General features: G+C 68.6%; 16 protein-coding genes. 5 read left to right on the plus strand and 11 right to left on the minus strand.

Annotation, left to right across the window (positions count from 1 at the left end; all coding sequences use genetic code 11):
* Window positions 1-6 precede the first annotated feature (6 nt).
* Complete coding sequence (locus tag R5W23_RS03045) at window positions 7-462, plus strand: hypothetical protein (RefSeq protein WP_320685047.1); 456 nt, start codon at window positions 7-9, stop codon at window positions 460-462.
* Window position 463: 1 nt separating this feature from the next.
* Here the strand turns inward: R5W23_RS03045 and R5W23_RS03050 are convergent, their stop codons facing one another.
* The 5 genes from R5W23_RS03050 to R5W23_RS03070 all read right to left on the minus strand — a co-directional run bounded on the left by R5W23_RS03050 (window position 464) and on the right by R5W23_RS03070 (window position 6,554).
* Window positions 464-1,459 (minus strand): SDR family oxidoreductase, encoded by a 996-nt coding sequence (locus tag R5W23_RS03050; RefSeq protein ID WP_320685048.1) that lies wholly within the window; start codon window positions 1,457-1,459, stop codon window positions 464-466.
* A gap of 35 nt (window positions 1,460-1,494) precedes the next feature.
* The gene (locus tag R5W23_RS03055; RefSeq protein WP_320685049.1) at window positions 1,495-3,888 is read right to left on the minus strand and encodes a glycoside hydrolase family 15 protein; all 2,394 of its coding nucleotides are present in this window, start codon (window positions 3,886-3,888) and stop codon (window positions 1,495-1,497) included.
* 1 nt (window position 3,889) lies between these two features.
* Entirely contained in the window at window positions 3,890-4,858 is a 969-nt protein-coding gene (locus R5W23_RS03060) for a TIGR03885 family FMN-dependent LLM class oxidoreductase (protein WP_320685050.1), read from the minus strand.
* Window positions 4,859-4,871: 13 nt separating this feature from the next.
* Window positions 4,872-5,744, minus strand: a complete 873-nt coding sequence (locus R5W23_RS03065) for an SDR family oxidoreductase (protein WP_320685051.1) — start codon at window positions 5,742-5,744, stop codon at window positions 4,872-4,874.
* A 321-nt stretch (window positions 5,745-6,065) separates the two neighbouring features.
* The gene (locus tag R5W23_RS03070; protein WP_320685052.1) at window positions 6,066-6,554 is read right to left on the minus strand and encodes a coiled-coil domain-containing protein; all 489 of its coding nucleotides are present in this window, start codon (window positions 6,552-6,554) and stop codon (window positions 6,066-6,068) included.
* Between the two features lie 209 nt (window positions 6,555-6,763).
* Between R5W23_RS03070 and R5W23_RS03075 the strand changes: the two genes are divergently transcribed.
* Window positions 6,764-7,453 (plus strand): Crp/Fnr family transcriptional regulator, encoded by a 690-nt coding sequence (locus tag R5W23_RS03075; protein ID WP_261190727.1) that lies wholly within the window; start codon window positions 6,764-6,766, stop codon window positions 7,451-7,453.
* A gap of 410 nt (window positions 7,454-7,863) precedes the next feature.
* Here the strand turns inward: R5W23_RS03075 and R5W23_RS03080 are convergent, their stop codons facing one another.
* From R5W23_RS03080 to R5W23_RS03105, 6 genes are all read right to left on the minus strand, one after another.
* Window positions 7,864-8,445, minus strand: a complete 582-nt coding sequence (locus tag R5W23_RS03080; protein ID WP_320685053.1) for a ferritin-like domain-containing protein — start codon at window positions 8,443-8,445, stop codon at window positions 7,864-7,866.
* A gap of 80 nt (window positions 8,446-8,525) precedes the next feature.
* The gene (locus tag R5W23_RS03085) at window positions 8,526-9,128 is read right to left on the minus strand and encodes a cysteine hydrolase family protein (RefSeq protein ID WP_320685054.1); all 603 of its coding nucleotides are present in this window, start codon (window positions 9,126-9,128) and stop codon (window positions 8,526-8,528) included.
* A 14-nt stretch (window positions 9,129-9,142) separates the two neighbouring features.
* Entirely contained in the window at window positions 9,143-9,649 is a 507-nt protein-coding gene (locus tag R5W23_RS03090) for a DUF2231 domain-containing protein (RefSeq protein ID WP_320685055.1), read from the minus strand.
* 85 nt (window positions 9,650-9,734) lie between these two features.
* On the minus strand, window positions 9,735-10,904 hold the full coding sequence (locus R5W23_RS03095) for a zinc-dependent alcohol dehydrogenase (RefSeq protein WP_320685056.1): 1,170 nt from the start codon (window positions 10,902-10,904) through the stop codon (window positions 9,735-9,737).
* A gap of 360 nt (window positions 10,905-11,264) precedes the next feature.
* On the minus strand, window positions 11,265-11,762 hold the full coding sequence (locus R5W23_RS03100) for a DUF4142 domain-containing protein (protein WP_320685057.1): 498 nt from the start codon (window positions 11,760-11,762) through the stop codon (window positions 11,265-11,267).
* A 185-nt stretch (window positions 11,763-11,947) separates the two neighbouring features.
* Complete coding sequence (locus R5W23_RS03105; RefSeq protein WP_320685058.1) at window positions 11,948-12,331, minus strand: hypothetical protein; 384 nt, start codon at window positions 12,329-12,331, stop codon at window positions 11,948-11,950.
* Between the two features lie 321 nt (window positions 12,332-12,652).
* Between R5W23_RS03105 and R5W23_RS03110 the strand changes: the two genes are divergently transcribed.
* The 3 genes from R5W23_RS03110 (at window position 12,653) to R5W23_RS03120 (ending at window position 19,611) form a co-directional block, all read left to right on the plus strand.
* Window positions 12,653-13,609: a TIGR03885 family FMN-dependent LLM class oxidoreductase gene (locus R5W23_RS03110; RefSeq protein WP_320685059.1), complete on the plus strand. Its 957-nt coding sequence runs from the start codon at window positions 12,653-12,655 to the stop codon at window positions 13,607-13,609.
* A gap of 57 nt (window positions 13,610-13,666) precedes the next feature.
* On the plus strand, window positions 13,667-15,529 hold the full coding sequence (treZ, locus tag R5W23_RS03115) for a malto-oligosyltrehalose trehalohydrolase (protein ID WP_320685060.1): 1,863 nt from the start codon (window positions 13,667-13,669) through the stop codon (window positions 15,527-15,529).
* A gap of 368 nt (window positions 15,530-15,897) precedes the next feature.
* Window positions 15,898-19,611 carry a sigma-70 family RNA polymerase sigma factor gene (locus R5W23_RS03120; protein WP_320685061.1) on the plus strand — a complete coding sequence of 1,238 codons (3,714 nt, stop codon included), beginning with the start codon at window positions 15,898-15,900 and terminating at the stop codon, window positions 19,609-19,611.
* The last annotated feature ends 36 nt before the right edge of the window (window positions 19,612-19,647 follow it).

The raw sequence follows: 19,647 nt of genomic DNA on the forward strand, positions 1-19,647 counted from the left end.
GCGGCCGTGCAACTCGCGACTTACCTGAACGACCACCTGTCCGGGTCCACCGCAGCGCTCGAACTGCTCGAGCACTTGGAGAAGGCACACGCGGACTTGGCCCCGTTCCTGAAGGCCCTCCGCCGCGACATCGAGTTTGACCGCAAGGAGCTGGAATCGCTGATCGCCCGGCTCGGCGTGACCCAAAGCGCGTCCCGGCAGGCGGTCGCGTGGGTGGCCGAGAAGTTCGCCCGGCTGAAGATGACGGTGGATGATCTGTCGGGCGGTCGGCTCAAGCTGCTCGAATCCCTGGAAGCCGTGGCCATCGGGATTCACGGTAAAGGATCGTTGTGGCGGGCGCTGAAGGTCGTTCCTGCCGCCAGCGGCCCGGACTACGACCTGCTCGCCCGGCGGGCGGACGAGCAGCGGGAGCGGATTGAGCCGGTACGATTGAACGCCGCCCGGCTGGCGTTCGAGGGGTGACTCAGAACGGGGCCTTGCCGCCTGTGTTCCCGAACACCTCACCGGTTACGTAGCTGGCGTCGGCGGAAGCAAGGTACACGAACGTCGGCGCCAACTCGGCCGGTTGGGCGGGACGGGCCAGAGGCACGTCACCTCCGAATGACATCACCTTCTCCGGCGACATGGTGGTTACGATCAGCGGCGTCCACACCGGTCCGGGCGCGACCGCGTTCACCCGGACCCCCTTCTCGGCGAGCGACTTGGCCACCGACTTGGTGAACGACACAATGGCCGCTTTGGTCTGCGCGTAATCGATCAGTTCCTTTGAAGGCTCGTAGGCCTGGATCGACGCTGTGTTAATGACCGCGGCCCCGGCCGGCAAGTGAGCGAGCGCCTCCTTGGTGATCCAGAACATCGCGTACACGTTGGTCTTGAACACCCGGTCGAACTGCTCGGTGGTGACCCCCTCCAGCCCCTTCGCCTGCGCCATCTGGTACGCCGCGTTGTTCACCAGAATGTCGAGCCCGCCGAGCCCCTTCACAGCGGCGGCTACGAGCTGCTTGCAGAACGTCTCGTCCCGAATGTCGCCGGGCAGCGGGACCGCCTTGCGGCCTTCCGCGCGGATCAACTCGACCACCTCTTTCGCGTCGGGCTCTTCCTGCGGCAAGTACCCGAACGCCACGTCCGCCCCTTCGCGGGCGAACGCGATGGCGGCAGCGCGGCCGATGCCGGAGTCGCCGCCGGTGATGAGGGCCCTGCGGCCGGCGAGCTTGCCGGAGCCCTTATAGCTCTTCTCCCCGTGGTCGGGCTTGGGCTCCATCTTCGAGGTGAGCCCGGGCCACTCCTGCTTCTGCTTTTGGAACGGCGGCTTCGGGTGCAGGCCGAGTGGGCTTTTCAGCGTGGGAGGGGCCGCCTTTGGCCGCGCGGACGCGGCACCGGTGAGCAGCACCGGGGCGACCAAGCCGGCCTGGATGGCCCGGCGGCGGGACGGGTTTTCTGACGTGTTCTTCGGGTCCACGAGGCGTCTCCTGTTACGGGCGACGGGGGCTGCGGTCAGCGGACGGTAACCGTGTGCTCCTCGCGCACCTGGCTCCCGTCGTCGCCGGGCCGGGTGGCGGTGATGTTGACCGTGGTGCCTTCGGCGAGGGCGGGGACATCGGCGACCCGCACGCCCAGAAAGGTCGGTGCTTCCGCGAGCACCTGCTCCGCCCCGCGGCCGACCCGCCACCGCACCTCGACCCCTTCGACGGCCTCGATCCGCACGACCGTGCCCGCGGGCACGGACCGCACCGGGTGCTCCACCCGCCACAGCGCGCGAGCGCCCTTGCGCCGCCCGCCCGCGTACCGCGCCTCGGGTTGGGGCGGGCGGTCGAACACCCGCCCGTCCTTGAGCGACCGGAGTACCTTAAGGTACTCCGCATGCGCCCACAGCAGTGGGGCTGCCGAGCCGGTGGGCCGCCCCTTGAAGAGCCACTTCTCGGGCAGGTCGTCCGCATCCCAAACCTGTTCGGAGATCAGTCCCGCGTCGCCGGCGTAGTTCGCCATCGCGGCCACGAGTTCGGTCGCCCGCGTTCGTTCGCCCCGGGCCAGTTCGTGGTGCGCGCGCTCGCCGATCAGGAGCGGCCACGCCCGCCCCTTGCCCTTGTTGCCGGGCTCGAATGCGGACCCGTCGTCGTGCTCGCCGAACCGGTCGGCCGTGTACCGGTGCCAGATCGGCCCCCGCTCGGTTTCCATCTTCAGTTCCGCGTCGATCACCTTGAGCGTGTTGAGGATCTTCGGGTCGTCTGCGGCCCGCAGCCCGTACCGGACGAGCGCGAGGGCGTCCACGCTCGCCACCTCGTGTCCGGGCACGTCCTGCTCCCCGGCGTCGGCGTCCTTCAGCCGCGCGCACTCCTGGCCGGGGTACGCGGGCTCGATCGAGCCGGGCGGGAGGATGCGGGCGTAGTACCCGTCCACGCCGACCTTCTTGGCCAACTCCGTGCCCCGGACGTACACCCAGCCTTCGATCCCGGCGTCCCAAACGTCGGCGGTCTCCCGTAGGTAAGTGGCGAGTTCGGGTTCGCTCGCCGCGTCGGCCCAGTCGGCCGCGGCCAGCAGCGCGGCGATCATGGTGGCCAGGGTGTACGGGTTGTACCCCTTTTCCTCCTCCCACCGGTCCAGTTCGGTCGAGGCCCCGTTGCGGACGATGTACCCGACAGCCGCCCGCAGCATCGGCCAGAACCGGGCGCGGTGCCCCTCGTCGATCGCGCCCGCCCGCAGGGCGTGGTCGGTGAGCAAGATCGGCTGGGCGGCCTGATCGACCTGCACCCCGTCCCAAAACGGTTCTCCGCTCACCCACATGTTCTGCGGCCAGTGGCCGTCCGGCTCCTGCGTCGCTTGCAGATACTCAAGCAGACGACGGGCGTCCTGTAGGGCACCGATGGCGAGCAGCCCGCTGCCGTGCTGGCCCAGGTCGCGGGACCAGACCAGGTGGTAGGCGCCTTGCAGCAGGTCGTCGTCCCCGCGGGCGTCGCCCCACGGGATCGCCAGACTGGCCACCGCGCCGGGGATCGACTTGTTCGTGTGCGACTCGAGGACGGCGGTGCTCACTCGGTACAGGTCCCGGCCGGGCCCTGCGAGCGGCAGGAGCTTGTCCTGCCACGCCCGCCAGCCGTCGGCGTATCGCTCGACGGCCTCGGGGAAGTCTCGCTTCAGCCCGCCGCTGGCGTGGTACGCGGCCTCCCCGGGTCCGAGTCCGAACCCCAGCGCGAGGGTGAACTCCGGACCGTGTGACAAATCGATCTCGCCGACGAGGCCGACGTTGCCCTGGGCGGCGCGGGTGAAGCGCTCGGTCAGCCGCCCGTGCTTCTTCAGGTCGTCGGGGCCGTCGGACTTGCCCGCGAACCCGACCGACGCCGTGGAGTACCCGGCCGAGCACAGGAGCGCCAGGGCCACGTCCCCGCGTTCGGCGAACAGAGCCGTCTGGCCCTTGTACCGCCCCACCCAGGCGGTGTTGCCCGACCCGTGCGCGGCCAGGTGCGGGTTCGCGTACACGAAGACCCGGTGGCCGGCCGGGAAGCGGGTGAACCGGACCCGCTGGAGCACGACGTTGAGCCGGTCATCGGTGATGACCGTCTTCTCGATCCGGTACCGGCCCTTTTTGCACGCGGTGGCGACGGTGAACCCGGGCACTCCTTCTCCGATCCACTCGACCGTGTGCTCCGCGTCCTCGCGCTCGTCGGAGCAGAACCCCTCCGGGCCGGTGACGATGAGGTACAGGTCGCGGGTGCAGGGGGAGTCGATGCGCGGGTAGTACACCTCGTTGAGCACGCCGCGGTGGATGGTGAACCACACCAGGCTGGCGTCCGATCGGGACGTGCCGCCGGCCGTCTTGCCGCCGGTGCACCACCGGGGCGGGGACCCGGGGCGGCCCGGGGCCTCGCGGATGTGTTCGGGGGCGTCCGCCACGTCAGCTCCTCCTCGCGAGGGCCGGGAGCACGTGCTCGCCGAACGCGTCGATGAACCGCTCCTGGTCCCGGCCCACCTGGTGGATGTAAACCGCCTCGAACCCGAGTGAAAAGTATTCCGCGACCCAGGCGGCGTGCCGCTTCAGGTCGGCCGAGATCCGCACCTTGGTGTCGAGGTCTTCCGGCTTCAGCCCGGCCGCCTGACGGTCAAAGTCGGCCGGGGTCGCGAGTTCGGTGAGTACGTCGCCGTCGAGGCCGCTCTGACGCCACTGGTCGAACGCCGCCTGCTGGGCCTCGTCCTCGGTTCGGGCGTAACTCGTCTGCGCCTGTAGGTACATCGGCTTGCCCGCGCCCCCGCCCCGGCGGAACGCCTCGACCACCTGCTTCAGCTCCTCCGCGGGCTTGAACACGGTAATCAGGGCGTCGGCCCAGGAGCCGACCCACTCGGCCGTCTCGGCCGAGACCGCCGCCCCGACGACCTGCGGCGGTTGTGCCGGGCGGGTGTAAAGCTTCGCGTCCGTGACGGTCACCAGCCCGTCGTGGGTAACGGTCTCGCCGGCCCACAGCGCCCGCATGACCGTCACGCACTCCTTCAGCCGTTCCTGCCGCGTGCCCTTCCGCGGCCACTTGCCGCCGGTCACGTGCTCGCTGAGCAACTGCCCGGTCCCCAGGGCCAGCCAGAACCGGCCGGGGAACATCTCGGCGAGCGTGGCGGCGGCCTGAGCGATCACGGCCGGGTGGTACCGCTGGCCGGGAGCGTTCACCGTGCCGAACGGGAGCGCCGTGGCCTGGAGCGCGGCCCCGAGCCACGACCACGCGAACCCGCTCTGGCCCTGGCGCTCGCTCCACGGGTGGAAGTGGTCCGAGCACATCGCCGCCCGGAACCCCGCCTGCTCCGCCCGGCGGACGTAACGGAGCAGCTCGGACGGGGCGAACTGCTCGTGCGAGCAGTGATAGCCGATCGTCGCCATGTCGTGCCCCGGGTCAGATGAGCGGCTTGCCGCCGGTCACCGCGACCGTGGCGCCGGCCATGTAGCTCGACTCGTCGGAGGCGAGCAGGACGAACACGGGTGCCAGCTCGGCCGGCTGTCCGGGCCGTCCCAGGGCCATGTCCTTGCCGAAGTTCTTCACCTTCTCGGACGGCATGGTGGCCGGGATGAGCGGGGTCCAGATCGGTCCTGGGGCGACACAGTTGGCCCGGATGCCCTTCTTACCGAGCATCTGGGCCAGCCCGCCGGTGAAGTTCTGGATCGCCGCCTTGGTGGCCGCGTAGGGCAGGAGCTGGGGGCTCGGGCTGTCCGCCTGGATGGACGACGTGTTGATCACGGTCGCCCCCGCGGACATGTACGGCAGGGCCTCCCGGCACAGCCAGAACATGGCGTACAGGTTGGTCTTCATGGTCCGGTCGAACTCGGCCGTCGAGATCTCGTCGATCGACTCGCGGGTCATCTGGTAGGCCGCGTTGTTGACCAGTACGTCGATCTTCCCGAACTCTTTGACCGCCCGCTCCACCAGCGCCTTGCAGTGCGCCTCGTCGGTGATGTCGCCGGCGACCGTGACGCACTTCCGGCCGGCCGCCTCCACGACGCGGGCGGTCTCCTTGGCGTCGGACTCCTCGCTCAAATACGAGACGAGCACGTCCGCGCCCTCGCGGGCGAAGGCGAGCGCCACGGCCCGCCCGATCCCGCTGTCCCCGCCGGTGATGAGCGCGGCGCGCCCTTTGAGCTTCCCGGAACCCTTGTAGGTCTTTTCGCCGTAGTCCGGCTTCGGGTCCATTTCGGACTCCAGGCCGGGCGGGTCTTGCTGCTGCGACGGTTGCGGGGCTTTCGGGCCGCGCTCGCGGGGGTCTTGGGGCATGGTCGGTGTTCCGGTTGGAGGCTCGAACGTTCGGTCGTTCTGGGTTCAATGGGTCGCGGCCCGTCGTGGCGACACGCGCCGCAGGTGGTTACGGAGGTGAAGCGCCCGGCGGCCGAAGGACGCGGCTGGGGTTGCAAAGTGGGTGCCGGGCTAGATGGGTAGGGCCGGTGGTGACAGCTTTGCCGGAAGTCCGGACAGCGGGCCGAGCTGACCGATCAGCCCAAAAATTCGAACGGATTGAATGCAGGCAAACCGCACGGCACTGAAAGGGGATGCGGGCGTTGCGTGTTCCGAGTGTGCTAGGGGCACGCGCCCGGTTCGTTACTTGTCCTTCTTTGGTTCGACTCCTGGGATCTTCTTTGCGGCCTCGACAATCACGTCCATCTTCTTGTTGACTTCATCCACCTTCTTGTTCGCTTCGGCCAGCCGTCCGTCCATGACCTCGATCCGCTTGCCGGTCGCGTCGAGCGTGCCGGACATGGACCTCACCGTTTTGTTCAGCTCGGTCGCGGTGGCGTCGACGTGGCTGACGGTCGCGGTCGCGGTCTTCACATCGCCCTGCATGTCCTGAATACGGGCATCGGTCTGGGCCAGTTGCTTCTCAATCCGCGCGACCTTCTGGTTGGTCTCGGTCAGCTTCGCGTCGAGTGCGTCGATCTTGGCGTTGCCGAGCTCCACCTGACGCACGCCCGCGGCGAGTTGGGCGTTGGCGAGGTCGAGGCGCGAGGTGACGGGGGAGAAAACACCCTCCTTCACGCTCTGACAGCCGACCGGCCCGAGCAGGAGCGTGGCGAGAATCAGACGGCGCATCACGGCCTCCGGGTGGGTGACGGTAGTTGATCGGAACGCGCCGGACGCGGGCTGGAGCGATTCCGCAAGTGGCGCGGAACTTGAGGGCACGTTGAGGCACTTTCCCGACAACGGTTCGCGAAGAGTAGGGCTAGAATGCCACCCGCGTTGGCCGCCTCAATTGAGACGTTGAGAGCGTCCGCCCATCCGGTCCTGTAGCCGAGACGACCGTGCCCACCCCGTTGCCGGAGAACCGGCTCCTGTCCACATTACCGCCCGCTGAACTGGGCCGCCTGCTCCCCCACATGGCCGACGTGACGCTCGGCCCCAGGGATGTCGTGTACGAACCGGGCGGGCTTTTGGAGTACGTGTACTTTCCGCGTGCGGGGGTGATTTCGGCGGTCGTACTGATGGGCGACGGGAGAAGCGCGGAGGCGGCCGGGATCGGCCCCGAGGGGATGGCCGGGGTGTCGAGCGCGCTCGGCGCCGACCGCAGCCGCGAGCGGGTGTTCTGCCAGGTGGCCCCGTGCCGGTGTCGCCGGATGCCGGCCGCCGCATTCGCCGCCGCGGTGCGCGAGAGCGGGACGGTGCGGGACGTGGTGTACCGGTATGTGCGGGCGGTGATGACCGTCGCCGCGCGACAGGCCGCGTGCAACTGCCTGCACTCGGCCGACGAGCGGTGTGCGCGGTGGCTGCTCCAGTGCCACGACCGGGCTGGGACCGACGAGTTCCCGCTCACCCACGAGTTCCTGGCACAGATGCTCGGCGTCCGCCGGGCGACCGTCACGGTGACGGCCGGAACCCTCCAGGCCGCCGGCCTCATTACCTATAAGAGCGGGCTGGTCCGCATCTGCGACCGGGCGGGGTTGGAAGCTGCCGCGTGCGAGTGCTACGCCGCCATCCGCGACACGATCACATAAGCGGTCGAGAGGTGGTCACGGTTGCTTCGCTTGCCCCGCGAGGCGCTCCAGGGGCCGGCTTACCGACTGGACTCGATCGGCTACAGGAATTAGTTGCTCTTCAATCGGATTCCGGTCGTTTCAAGTTCGCACCTCGGAACGGTGCACTGGTTCTAAGTGTGGTCCGCTCACTCCGTGAACGGTCGCTCGGCGCCTCGGACGCGCGTTGCGCACAACGACAGGGCCGGCAAGCCCGCGAGGCGAGTCGGGGGCGCGGAGCGACCGCTCACGGAGTGAGCGGACCACACCCCAAGCCCGAACCGCGGTACGGCTCAAACCTGAAACGACGGGATTCGGTATCAGAGGGGCGCGACTAAAAACGTGAGCCCCGGCGGGCCGGGGCTTTGGGCAACACGCTCATGCGTCAGCGGTCACTTCTTTCCGCCCGCTTTGGGTTTGGCCCTGCGGGGGCTCGGCGCGGGCTCTTCGGCTTCCTCGTCCTCTTCACCCGCTTCGCCTTCGGCACTCTCCGCTTCGACGTTGATGACGGTCTCGGCCAGTTCGGTGAGCTTCTTGTCCGCCTCGCCTTCCTCGTCGAGCGTCTCTTGGAGCAGGGCCTCGGCGTCTCCGTACCCGAGCAGGTTGGCAAAGGTCCGCACGCACCCGTACCCGGCCATCTCGTAGTGCTCGACCCGCTGGGCCGCCGCGATCAGTGCCGCGTCAATGACGGACGGGTCGCCGTCCTCCTGCATAATCTCCTTGCCCTCCTCGATGAGCCCCTCCATTGCTTTACACTTCTTTCCCTTCGGGCTAACGCCGAGCCCTTCAAAGATCTGTTCGAGCCGCTCGACCTGCTTCTGGGTGACCGCCAGGTGCTCCGTGAACGCTGCTTTCAGCTCATCGGACGAGGCTGCCTTGGCCATCCGCGGTAGCGCCTTGAGCAACTGGTTCTCGGCGTTATACAGGTCCTTGAGTTCTTCCACGTATAAGTCGTGCAGGGAGTCGAGTGCCATATCGGTGTTCCGGTGTGAGACGATGGAAACGGGCGGGGGCGCCCCGGTGGGAGTTAGCAATTGGTGAGCCGCCCGAACCGTCACCCGCTCACCAGCGCCCGGAAATCGATGTCGGCGGTACCGGGCGTGTCGCCCTTGAGGACTCGTCGCACCAGTGCGAGGGCCGCGTCCCGGTCCTCCGCCTTGTTCGACGCCACCCCGTCGGACGGGACCACGACCCGCAGGTCGCGCATGTACGCGTCGTTAGCCGTGAACAGCACACAGATGTCGGCGGCGAACCCACCGATGACGAGCGTTTCGGTTCCCAGGTATCCGAGCAGCGTGTCGAGCGTGGTGGAGAAGAACGCCGAGTGCTTCGGCTTGAGGACGAAGTAATCGTCCTCGCTCGGGTGGAGCAGCTCGACCAGTTCCCGCCCTTTGCAGTCCCACTTTCGGCACCGTTCGACGACCGCGCTCAGGTCCGACCGCCAGCGGCCGAAGTTGTCGTTGGCGTAGATCACCGGGACACCCGCCCCGTGTGCCCGCTCCTTCAGCTCCGCGAGCTTCTTCGCCGCCGGGGCCGCGTGCCGCAGCAGTTGGTCGGCCTCGGGAAAGTCGAGGGGGTTAATCACGTCCACGAGCAGGAGGGCGACCGGGCACTTGTCCGGCGCGCTGCCGTGAAGGCTGTCACTGGTTCCGGGCATGAAACACTCCTCGTTTACGCGAGCGGACCGGCGGAACGCCCGGACAGTGAGTTCGGCGCGTTCGGGTGGGCGCCCGGATCGACGCCGACGCCCAACCGCTCGATCAACTCCCCCCCGAGCCACGCTGTCACGCCGCCGAGCAGGAACCCGATGAGCGACAGCAGCAGCGCCAGGTCCGGCGGGTTCGGAACATCCGGGCGGCGGAAGTACCAGCTCGCCCCGAACAGCCCGAGCACCCCGATGCCGTTGCCCAGGCCATGCACGAGGCCGATTCTCTTCGCCCGGGTGCCCGACGGGATGGCGAACCAGTCGATCCACCCGGGCACGGCCGCAACCACCCCGCCGATCAAACCGGTCACGATCATCCAGTACGCCACCACCGCCCACTGGGGCTCGCGCCCGCCGAAGTAGAACACGCCGTCGAAGACGACCGCCCCGACGAACATGCCGAGCGGCACGACGATCAGCATCGGGTGCATCGCGTGCCCGAGCACCTTCGCCCGGCTCTCGACCGTTGCCATTAGTGTCTCCTTGATCGCCGCCGGAGCGACGGTTCGGTTAAAGTGCGGCCGGCACGAAGGCATCGCGCCGGCTGGAGCGGAGAACTCACGGCTTGAGGACGACTTTGATGCACCCGTCCTGTTTATCGCGGAACGTCTGGTACGCCGCCGGCCCGTCCTCGAGCTTCAACTGGTGGGTGATTACGAAGGACGGGTCGATCTCGCGGGCCTGGATCTTGTCCAGCAGCAGCTTCATGTACTTCTGGGTGTGGGTCTGGCCGGTCTTCATGGTCAGCCCCTTGTTCATGAACGCCCCGAACGGGAGCTTGTCCGGGAACCCGACGTACACCCCGGGCACCGAGACCGTCCCCGCCTTGCGGCAGCACATGATCGCTTCGCGCAGCGCGTGCGCCCGGTCCGTGGCCGCCCCGACCAGGGTCTTGGCCTTATCGAGGAAGGCGTCGGTGTACCCGGCGTAGTGGGCCTCGCACCCGACCGCCTCGATGCACCGGTCCGGCCCGCGTCCCTTTGTCAGCTCCTGGAGCCGGTCGTACACGGTCACCTCGTCGAAGTTGATTACTTCGGCCTTGCCGTCCCGGGCCATCTGGAGCCGCTCGGGCACCCGGTCGATGGCGATCACCCGGCCGGCCCCGAGCATCCACGCGCTGCGGATGCAGAACTGCCCGACCGGCCCGCACCCCCACACCGCGACCGTGTCCCCCGGCTCGATCTGGGCGTTCTCGGCCGCCATGTACCCGGTCGGGAAGATGTCGGACAGGAACACCACCTGCTCGTCCGGCATCCCGTCGGGCACCTTCAGCGCGTTGGCCTCGGCCTTGACCACCCGCAGGTACTCGGCCTGCCCGCCCGGGTACCCGCCGGTCAGGTGCGAGTACCCGTACAGCCCGGCCGGGGCGTGCCCCATCATCTCGGCCGCGAGCTTGGCGTTCGGGTTGGTGGTGTCGCAGCACGAGTAGAACTGCTTCTGGCAGAACCAGCACTCGCCGCACGCGATGTCGAACGGGACCACGATCCGGTCCCCCTTTTTGAACTTGGTCACCGCGCCGCCCACTTCGACGACCTCGCCCATCGGCTCGTGGCCGAGGATGTCGCCCGACTGCATGGTCGGCATGTAGTGGTCGTACAGGTGCAGGTCCGAGCCACAGATGCACGTTGACGTGACCTTGATGATCACGTCGGTCGGCTCCTGGATCTTCGGGTCGGCGACCATGTCGCACCGGACATCACCCTTACCGTGCCAGACGATCGCCTTCATAAATCGCGGTCCAAAAAGGAAGGAGGGGCTGGGCCGTGCCGCACGCACGACCGGGAGGGCGCCAGTACGGGTGGCACTCACGAGCTGTTACTGCATCCTCGTGAGCAGGTCTTTAATCGTGCCCGGGACGACCGGGGACTGGCACCGGGGGCCGAAGTCCTTGGGCCGGTCCTCGACATGACTTTCTGGCGATCCTCCGGGTGCGGTCGGTTGCAACCCGTAAGCCGGATTCCAGGCTCACACGCTGATAGCGATTTGTCCCGACGTGGGGTCAACTGCACGATGTGACTGTCACAACGGTAGGCAGAACCGGAGCCGACGACCGCCCCGTGCGGGACGGCCGCCGCACCCCGGGACCGCTCACTTCGAGTGCTTCTTGGCGTGTTCCTGGTGCTCCTTGATGACCGGCAGGGTCTTTACGGCGAAGGCCTTCAGCCCGGGGTCCTTGACCCCTTTGGTCGCCCCGGAGAACAGGGCAACGGCCTCGTCATGGGCGGTGACCTGAGCGGCCATGTAGGCCTTGTCGAAGTCCGCCCCCTTTGCTGCCTTGACTTGGTCGAGCAGCTTTTGGTGCTCGGCCGACATCTTGGTCGGCACCTCGAGGCCGGCCTTCTTTGCGGCCCCCATCAGCTCCTTGTTCGCCTTCTCGTGGTCGGCGATCATGCGCTCGGCGAACTTCTTCGCCTCGGGGGACGTGGCCGACTCCTTGGCCAGTTTGCTCGACTCGACCTCGAACAGGCCCCCGCTGGCCGCCTTGGTCACGAACTCGGCGTCGGTGATCGGCTTCGCGTCGTCGCCAAGTGCCGTGCCCCCGGCGAACAGTACGAGAACCGCCGCCAATCGTCTCATGGTCTTCATCGGTGTACCTCGAGTAGTTTCTGGGACCCGGAACGGCCGGGCGAACCGGTCCGAGCATTTCGGGTGCCGGTGCCGTCGGTCGCCCCGATGTGGGAATGTGTTGAGATGCAGATGATGGCTTGAAAAAACAATAAACCCGCCCCTCGGATGGGGCGGGTCGTCGCACATCACATTTCGCCGGCCCGTCAGCGCCGACTGTTGCCGCGGCCACGGCTCTCGGTCTCCTCTTCGTCACCTTCTTCGTCGCCCTCGTCGTCGTTGTCGCGGTTCTGCTTCAGTCGTCCGTCGGTCTCCGGATGTTTCACCTGCCCGCGGCCCGACCCGCTCCCCTCGCCACCCGACCCGCCGCCCTGTTCTTCCAGTTCCTCGCGGAGCTCGTGGATGCGGGCCTCGATCTCGTTCAGCACCCGTGCCGCCCGGCTAAGAACCCGCTTCTGCGCCGCCCCGTTCTGACCGGACTGCGCTCCCCGCCCGCTCCTTGAGGACTGTCCGTTGCTGCCCGAGCGCCCGTTCTGTCCGCCGCGTTCGGTATCTTCGTCGTCCTGCGAGCGCTTGCTTGTCGTCGCCATTGTCGCCTCCAGGTGTGACATCCGTTTCTGGGGGGGACCGGTGCCCCCGGCCGAGACAATGCAAGCCCCGCGCCGCACCCGCAACGGTCGAGTTGTGGGCCTTTTCCGCCCTCCAACTGCCGGCGCGAGAAATCCGCTTCCGGAACCGCGCACGCCACTTCCGTACGGTACCGTACCGGCACTTGCTCGGACTGTTTTGCAGCACGTGTGATCGGGCGAACGAGCGACTGCGGCGGCGAAACTCCTGACCGCGGCTGAGCCGCGATTGGTCCGTGCGTTGCTGCGTACCCAGCCGTGGACGGGACTTATGGAGTGGGCAGCATGAAGGTGGTCGGCTGGCACGCGTCGCACGAGTTGTATCCCCCGAGCGAACTGCTCCGACTCGCGCGCCGGGCCGAGGGGGCGGGGTTCACCGCCGGAATGTGCTCCGACCACTTCCACCCGTGGACCCCGCAGCAGGGCGAGAGCGGGTTCGCGTTCTCCTGGCTCGGCGCCGCCCTGCAAGCCACACGGCTCTCGTTCGGGAACGTGTGCTGTCCGTTCATGCGGTATCACCCGGCGGTCGTCGCGCAGGCCGCGGCCACGCTCGCCGAGATGTTCCCCGGCCGGTACTGGCTGGCGGTCGGCACCGGCCAGGCCTTGAACGAGTCAATTACGGGATGGGCGTGGCCCACAAAGGCCGAGCGGCGGGCGCGCCTGCGCGAGGCGGTGGACGTGATCCGCGCGCTGTGGGCCGGGGAGACGGTTACCCACACCGAGCTGGTGACCGTCACGGACGCGAAGCTCTACACGCGCCCGGCCGCGCCCCCGCTCCTGTTCGGCGCGGCCCTCACCGCCGAGACGGCCGAGTGGGTCGGGTCGTGGGCGGACGGGCTGCTCACCGTGGGCCACGAGCCGGACGGGCGCCGCGCGGTGGTCGAGGCGTTCCGCCGGGGCGGGGGCGCGGGGAAGCCGATGGTGGTTCAGGCTGCGGTCGGGTACGCGCCCGACGAGGACGAGGCGTGGCGGGACGCCCACGCCCGGTGGCCGGTGGCCGGGCTTGGCCAGGACCTGCTCCAGGACGCCCCGACTCCTGACCAGATCGCCGGTCCGGCCGGCAAGGTGCGGGCCGAAGACCTGAGAGGGAAGTTGCGCGTGTCGGCCGACCTTGCCCGACACGCCGAGTGGCTCCGGGGCGACTTCGCGGCCGGGTTCGGTGCCGTCTACCTGCACTTTGTCGGCCGTGGCCCCGAACGCTTCATCGATGCCTTCGCCGATCACGTGCTCCCCGCGTGCTGACCGGGCTCACACACATTTGCCCCGCAGGGCACGACTGCTTTTGAATGGGAAATGACAATGCCGAGCTTTTGGAAGCCCCGGTTGGGGGCGGTGTACCTGGGCGATCGCACGTGCCGGTTCCGGGTCTGGGCCTCCAAGCACGAGCGGGTGGACCTGCACATCACCGCGCCGGCCGACCGCGTGGTCCCGATGCGGCCGATGGGGGCCGGGTACTTCGAGGTCACGCTCGACGACATCGGGCCGGGCGCGCGGTACCTGTACCGCCTCGACGGCGCGGTCGAACGGCCGGACCCGGCCAGCCGCTTCCAGCCGACCACCGTTCACGAGCCGTCCGCGGTCGTGGACCCGTCCTTCCCGTGGACCGATGCCCACTGGCACGGCGTGCCGCTGGACAAGTACGTGATCTACGAGCTGCACGTCGGCACGTTCACGCCCGAGGGGACGTTCGACGCAGCGGTCGCGCACCTCGACGAGCTGGTGGACCTGGGCGTGACCGCGGTCGAACTGATGCCGGTGGCCCAGTTCGCGGGCGCCCGGGGGTGGGGGTACGACGGGGTGTACCCGTTCGCCCCGCAGAACTCGTATGGTGGCCCGGCCGGGCTCAGGCGGCTGGTGGACGCGTGCCACGCGCGCGGGCTCGCGGTGGTCCTGGACGTGGTGTACAACCACTTCGGCCCGGAGGGCGGGTACCTGCACGAGTTCGCGCACTACTTCACCGACCGTTACAAGACGCCGTGGGGCGATGCGGTCAACGTGGACGGCCCCAAGAGCGACGAGGTGCGCCGGTACCTGATCGAGAACGCGCTGTACTGGGTACACGAGTTCCACATCGACGCGCTGCGGCTGGACGCGATCCACGCGATCTACGACGCGACCGCGACCCCGTTCCTGATGGAGCTGGTGAACGTGGCCGGGCGGTACGCGACCGACCTGAACCGGCAGGTTCATCTGATCGCCGAGAGCGACCTGAACGACCCGCGGGTGCTCCGCCCGCCCGAGCTGGGCGGGCTCGGGCTGCACGCCCAGTGGGCCGACGACCTGCACCACTGCGTGTTCACCATCCTGGCCGGCGAGGAGTGCCCGTACTACCGGGACTACAACGAGTTCGACCTGCTGGTGAACGCGTACCAGCACGGGTACGCGTACACCGGGCAGTTCAGCGCCACCCGCGAGCGGCGGCACGGGAACCAGCCGGTCAACCTGCCGGGCCGGCAGTTCGTGGTGTGCATCCAGAACCACGACCAGATCGGCAACCGGAAGCTGGGCGAGCGGTTCGGCGCGCTGGTCGGGTTCGAGGCCCAGAAGCTGGCGGCCGGGGCGGTGCTCCTGGCCCCGTACACGCCGATGCTGTTCATGGGCGAGGAGTACGGCGAGACCGCCCCGTTCCTGTACTTCGTGGACTTCTCCGACGCCGATCTGGTGGAGGCGGTGCGGCGCGGGCGGAAGGAGGAGTTCCAGATGTCCGGCAGCGACGACCCGCCGGACCCGCAGGCCGAGGCGACGTTCCGCCGGTCGGTGCTGAACCGCGACCTGCGGCACTCGGGCAACCACAAGACCCTGTGGGAGTTCTACCGGGAGGTGCTGCGGCTCCGGCGCGAGTCGCCGGCGCTGCGGTTCCCGGACAAGGAGCGGATGCGTCTAACAGCGTTCCCCGAGTACCGCACCTTGGCCGTCGAGCGGTGGGACGGGGACGCCGAGACGCTGGTCGTGATGAACCTCTCGGACCGCGACGCGGACATCCGGCTGACGCTGCGGGAAGGCACGTGGCAGCGGGTGTTCGACTCGGCCGCCGAAGAGTGGCGCGGCCCCGGGTCGGTGACACCGGGGGCGGTGGTCGCCCACAGCGAGGTGCGGTTGACCGTGGCGCCGACCTCGGTTGTTGTATACTCCCTCCGCGTCGAGCCCCTCACGCACCGTTGACTTCCGCAGAAGCGTACTCGGTCTAGTGGTTTTAACGGCTGCTGGTCGGCAATTGGCAGGTCGGCACGTCATAAAGTCACGCGGCTTTGCCCCTGCTGAATTTGTGGCTTTATGGCTTTCGATGAGCGGCCCCGGGAGTTCTCGACTCCCGGGGCCGCGTTCCACTGCTGGCACCGGTCGTTTTCGGGCGCCTCGTCACGCCGACACAAGAGTGGCCTTCAGTTCCCGCAGCAACCGCTCGGTTCGGCCGCCATCGATCTCGTTTGTTCCGTCGGCACAAAATGTCACAACGGACCGAAATTGCCATGTCGGCCCGGGGGGCTCGTTGCTCTAGTTAGGTGAGCGTTCGCCCCGAACTGAGAGCCCTGATGTCCCGCCGCACCCTCCGGAGACTGTTCCACGGACTGCGCCGTGCGGACGACGACCGGTCCGACGTGGAACTCCTCGACCGCTTCTGCCGGAGCCGCGACCCGGCCGCGTTCGAGGCGATCGTGCGCAAGCATGGGCCGCGGGTCTTGTCCGCCGCGCGACACGTCCTCGGTGCGTCGCCCGACGCCGAGGACGTGTTCCAGGCCGCTTTCTTGGCACTCGTCCGGGAGGTCGATCGAATCCGTCGGCAACCGGCCCTGGGCGGGTGGCTGTACAGTGTCGCCCACCGCCTGGCCCTGCGGACCCGCGCGGACGCCGCGCGGCGCGACCGGATCGAGGGGCGGTGGACCGGCCCCGCTGCGGCCGAACCGCCCGACCTGGCCGTGCGGGAGGTCGCCGACGTTCTGCACGAGGAGCTGAACCGGCTGCCGGACGCCCTCCGGCTCCCCCTCTTGCTGTGCTACTTCGACGGCATGACCCGGGACGAGGCCGCACGGGAACTCGGCGTCGGCGTCGATGTGCTCCGCGGCCGTCTGGAGCGCGGCCGCAGCCGGCTCCACGCCAAGCTCCTGCGGCGGGGCGTCTCGCTCCCGACCGGCCTCCTGGCGGCGGCGGTGGGCTCGACGGCGGCCGCCGTCCCCGAATCCCTCGTCCGTGCCGTCGTCGCGACCGCCGTTACCGCGAGCGACCGGGCCGTTCACACCCTCCGTCTCAAGGCCGTATCCATGATCCTGACCAAGACGCGACTGGCCGTCGCGGCCGTTGCGGCCGTCTGCCTCGTCTCTGCCGGCGTGATCGTAATGGCCGCGTGGAGGCCCGACATGAACCCGTCGGTCACGGCGAACGCTCCTGAGGGGGCACAAGAATCAGCCCGGGAGGCCGAGCCGCCCGCGCCGGTTGCGGCGGACGGCCCGCTCGCGATCACCGGCCGGGTGGTGGACGAGGCCGGTGTCGGCGCGGAAAGGGCGGAGGTCCGGTTCATCTCCTCCGGGCCGAGCGACCCGGTTGTCGTCACCGACCGCAACGGCGCCTTCCGTCTGCCGCTGCCGCCCGATCCGGACTCCACACGCTGGAGCAGGCCGACCGTGGTCGCTGCAACGCCGGACGGCCGACGGTTGGGGCTCACACGCGTCAACGCCCTCAAAGACGCCCGGGACGTGCGCGTGACCCTGCTGCCCGCCCGGGCTTCAACGGTCCGGGTGACGAACGCGGCCAAGCAACCCGTCGCCGGCGCCCGGATCGTCCTGGTGTCCGCTGGGTTAGGACCACTGGCAACGGCGACAACGATCGGCGACGGCTCGGCAACCGTTCGCTACCCCGCGGGTACCGAAATCGGGTTCGTGTTCGCGCTCAAAGACGGTGCCGGCTTCGACTACGTCACCACGCTGAAGACGAAGCGCGGGCAGGACCGCGAGCCACTGCCGGACGAGGTCGCTCTAACGCTGTCTGGGGCGCGAACGGTCCGCGTGAAGGCCGTCGACGGGGCCGGCAAACCGGTGGCGGGGCTGACGATTTTCCCGTGGTACATCCAACTGCCCGGCAAGACGGAGCACGCCAACATCGGGGGTAACGAAGTCGTGAAGAGCGTCACGGATTCGGCCGGGGTGGCCACGTTCGACTGGATCCCGGCGGGCGATACGGACCAGGGGATACCCTTCATGTCCCACTCGCCCGATTACAGCTACTTCGAGCCGTTCAGCCTGAAACCGGGTGCGGGGGCCGCAGACGGGACGATGCGAATGATCCGCAAGGCACGACTGACGGGTCGGGTGATCGGGGCCGACGGTAAGCCGGCGGTCGGGATCGCGATAAAAGCGAGCGGAGCCGGGTCCGCGTTCCACAACGGGCACGAGTCTACGACCACCCGACCCGACGGCACGTATGAGATGACCGTCAACGGGGAAGAGGCGTATGTGGTGGGCGTTGTCAACGACACGTGGGCCGCGGCGTGCCGCCCGTGCGTGGTGGCACGGGCAGGCGCCACGGTCGGCGGGCTCGACTTCCAACTCGCGCAGGGCACGGTCCTCCGCGGCCGGATGACCGTCGGTGACGGGAAGAAGCCCGCGCTCGGAGAGCATCTGTCGCTCCAGGAGTTGGGCGGGGAGTTCCCCGAGGAACTGCGGGCACCGGGCGACACAAGATACCATTCTCTTTACCTCCACCGGTCGGCAACAACGGACGCCGACGGCAACTACCGGTTCTGCGTCGGGCCGGGCAATTACAACCTCATGCAGTCGGATGTCGTGAAGACGACCGAGATCACCGTGGGCCGCGAGCGTGAGGTGGTGACCGACCTTCACCTCACCCGTCCGAACCTGGCCCGCATCACCGGAGTAGTGGTAGACGCCGGGGGGCGGCCGGTTGCGGGTGCGGTGGTTCAGTCCACCGACATGGGACACACCAATCGCATTCCGTTCGAGGCGACAACGGCTGCCGACGGATCGTTCTCGGGTGAGCGGGTGGCAGTCCCGGCGGCCGTGTACGCCCGGTCGGCCGACAAGTCCCAGGCCGGCCTGGTGCGGATCACGGCCGACCAGCAAAAGGTCACGGTCCGCGTCGGACCGCTCGCGACCGCCCGCGGGCGGCTACTCGACCACGAGGGCAAGCCCGTGGCCGGTGGGCGGGTGAAGTACGGCGTCCATATCCCAGCCAGCGAGCAACCGAACGCCCCGTACTACATCGCCTACGGCGGGGTCGCCATTGCGGACGGTGACGGGTGGTACACCTGCACCGGAATGCTAGTCGGAGAGAAGTACCACCTCAGCCACGAGGAGACCCCGGACCGCGGCCCCTGGATGGGGCTGACGACTCTGACGCCGACGAAGGCGGAAACGATCTCGGTCGGCGACACGAAGCTCGGCAAGCCGTACCGCCCGCCGACTCCGGAAGAAAAGGTCGCCCGGTTCTTCGCCCCGCGGGGCGACCTGACCAAGCGCGTGGCTTCCGCCCGGACCGAAGCCGGCCGCTATCACCAGCGGGTGCTGCTCGTCGCCGGCGATCCCCGCGAGACCGCGACGCGGGCGCTGGTCGAACTGATCGAGAAGCAGCGGACCGTTTTGGCGGCGCTGGGCGATTTCGAGCGGGTGGTCGTATCGGCGGACGACAACACGGGGATCGCTGCGTTCCGGGATGGGTACGACCGCGACCGGAAGCTCGACCGGTGGCCGGCGCTCGTCGTGCTGGGTGACGACGGAAAGGCGCTCGCCGCGAAGTGCCCGCTGCTCGACGACCCGAAGGCCGCGGCGGCGGACATTCAGGCGTTCCTGGCGGCACACGCCCGGATGCGCCCGGACGCGAAGGCGCTGCTCACCGCGGCCCAAGCCCAGGCCCGAACGGAGGGGAAACGGGTGTTCCTGAAAGAGGGGGCGTCGTGGTGCGGCCCCTGCCGGCTGCTGTCCCGCTTCCTGGAGCAACACCGGGCCGTTCTGGAACCGCACTTCGTGTTCGTGGACATCGACAGCGGGCGGTACGCCCACGGCAGCGAAGTGATGGAGCGTTACCGCGGCAAGGAGGGCGGCGGCATCCCGTGGTGCGCCGTCCTCGACGCGGACGGCAAGATGCTCGCGAACTGGAACGGGCCGGACGGCAACATCGGCTTCCCGACCGAACCGAAGTCGGTCGAGCATTTCCTCCGGGTGCTGGCCGACACGGCCCCCAAACTGACGGCCGACGAGCGGGAGAAACTCGCGCGTGCGCTCCAGAAAGTGCCGTAAGCGACACCTCCGAGGATCATCGTCGAAGCCATCCCG

This window comes from Gemmata algarum, assembly GCF_034097035.1.
Lineage (GTDB): Bacteria > Planctomycetota > Planctomycetia > Gemmatales > Gemmataceae > Gemmata > Gemmata algarum.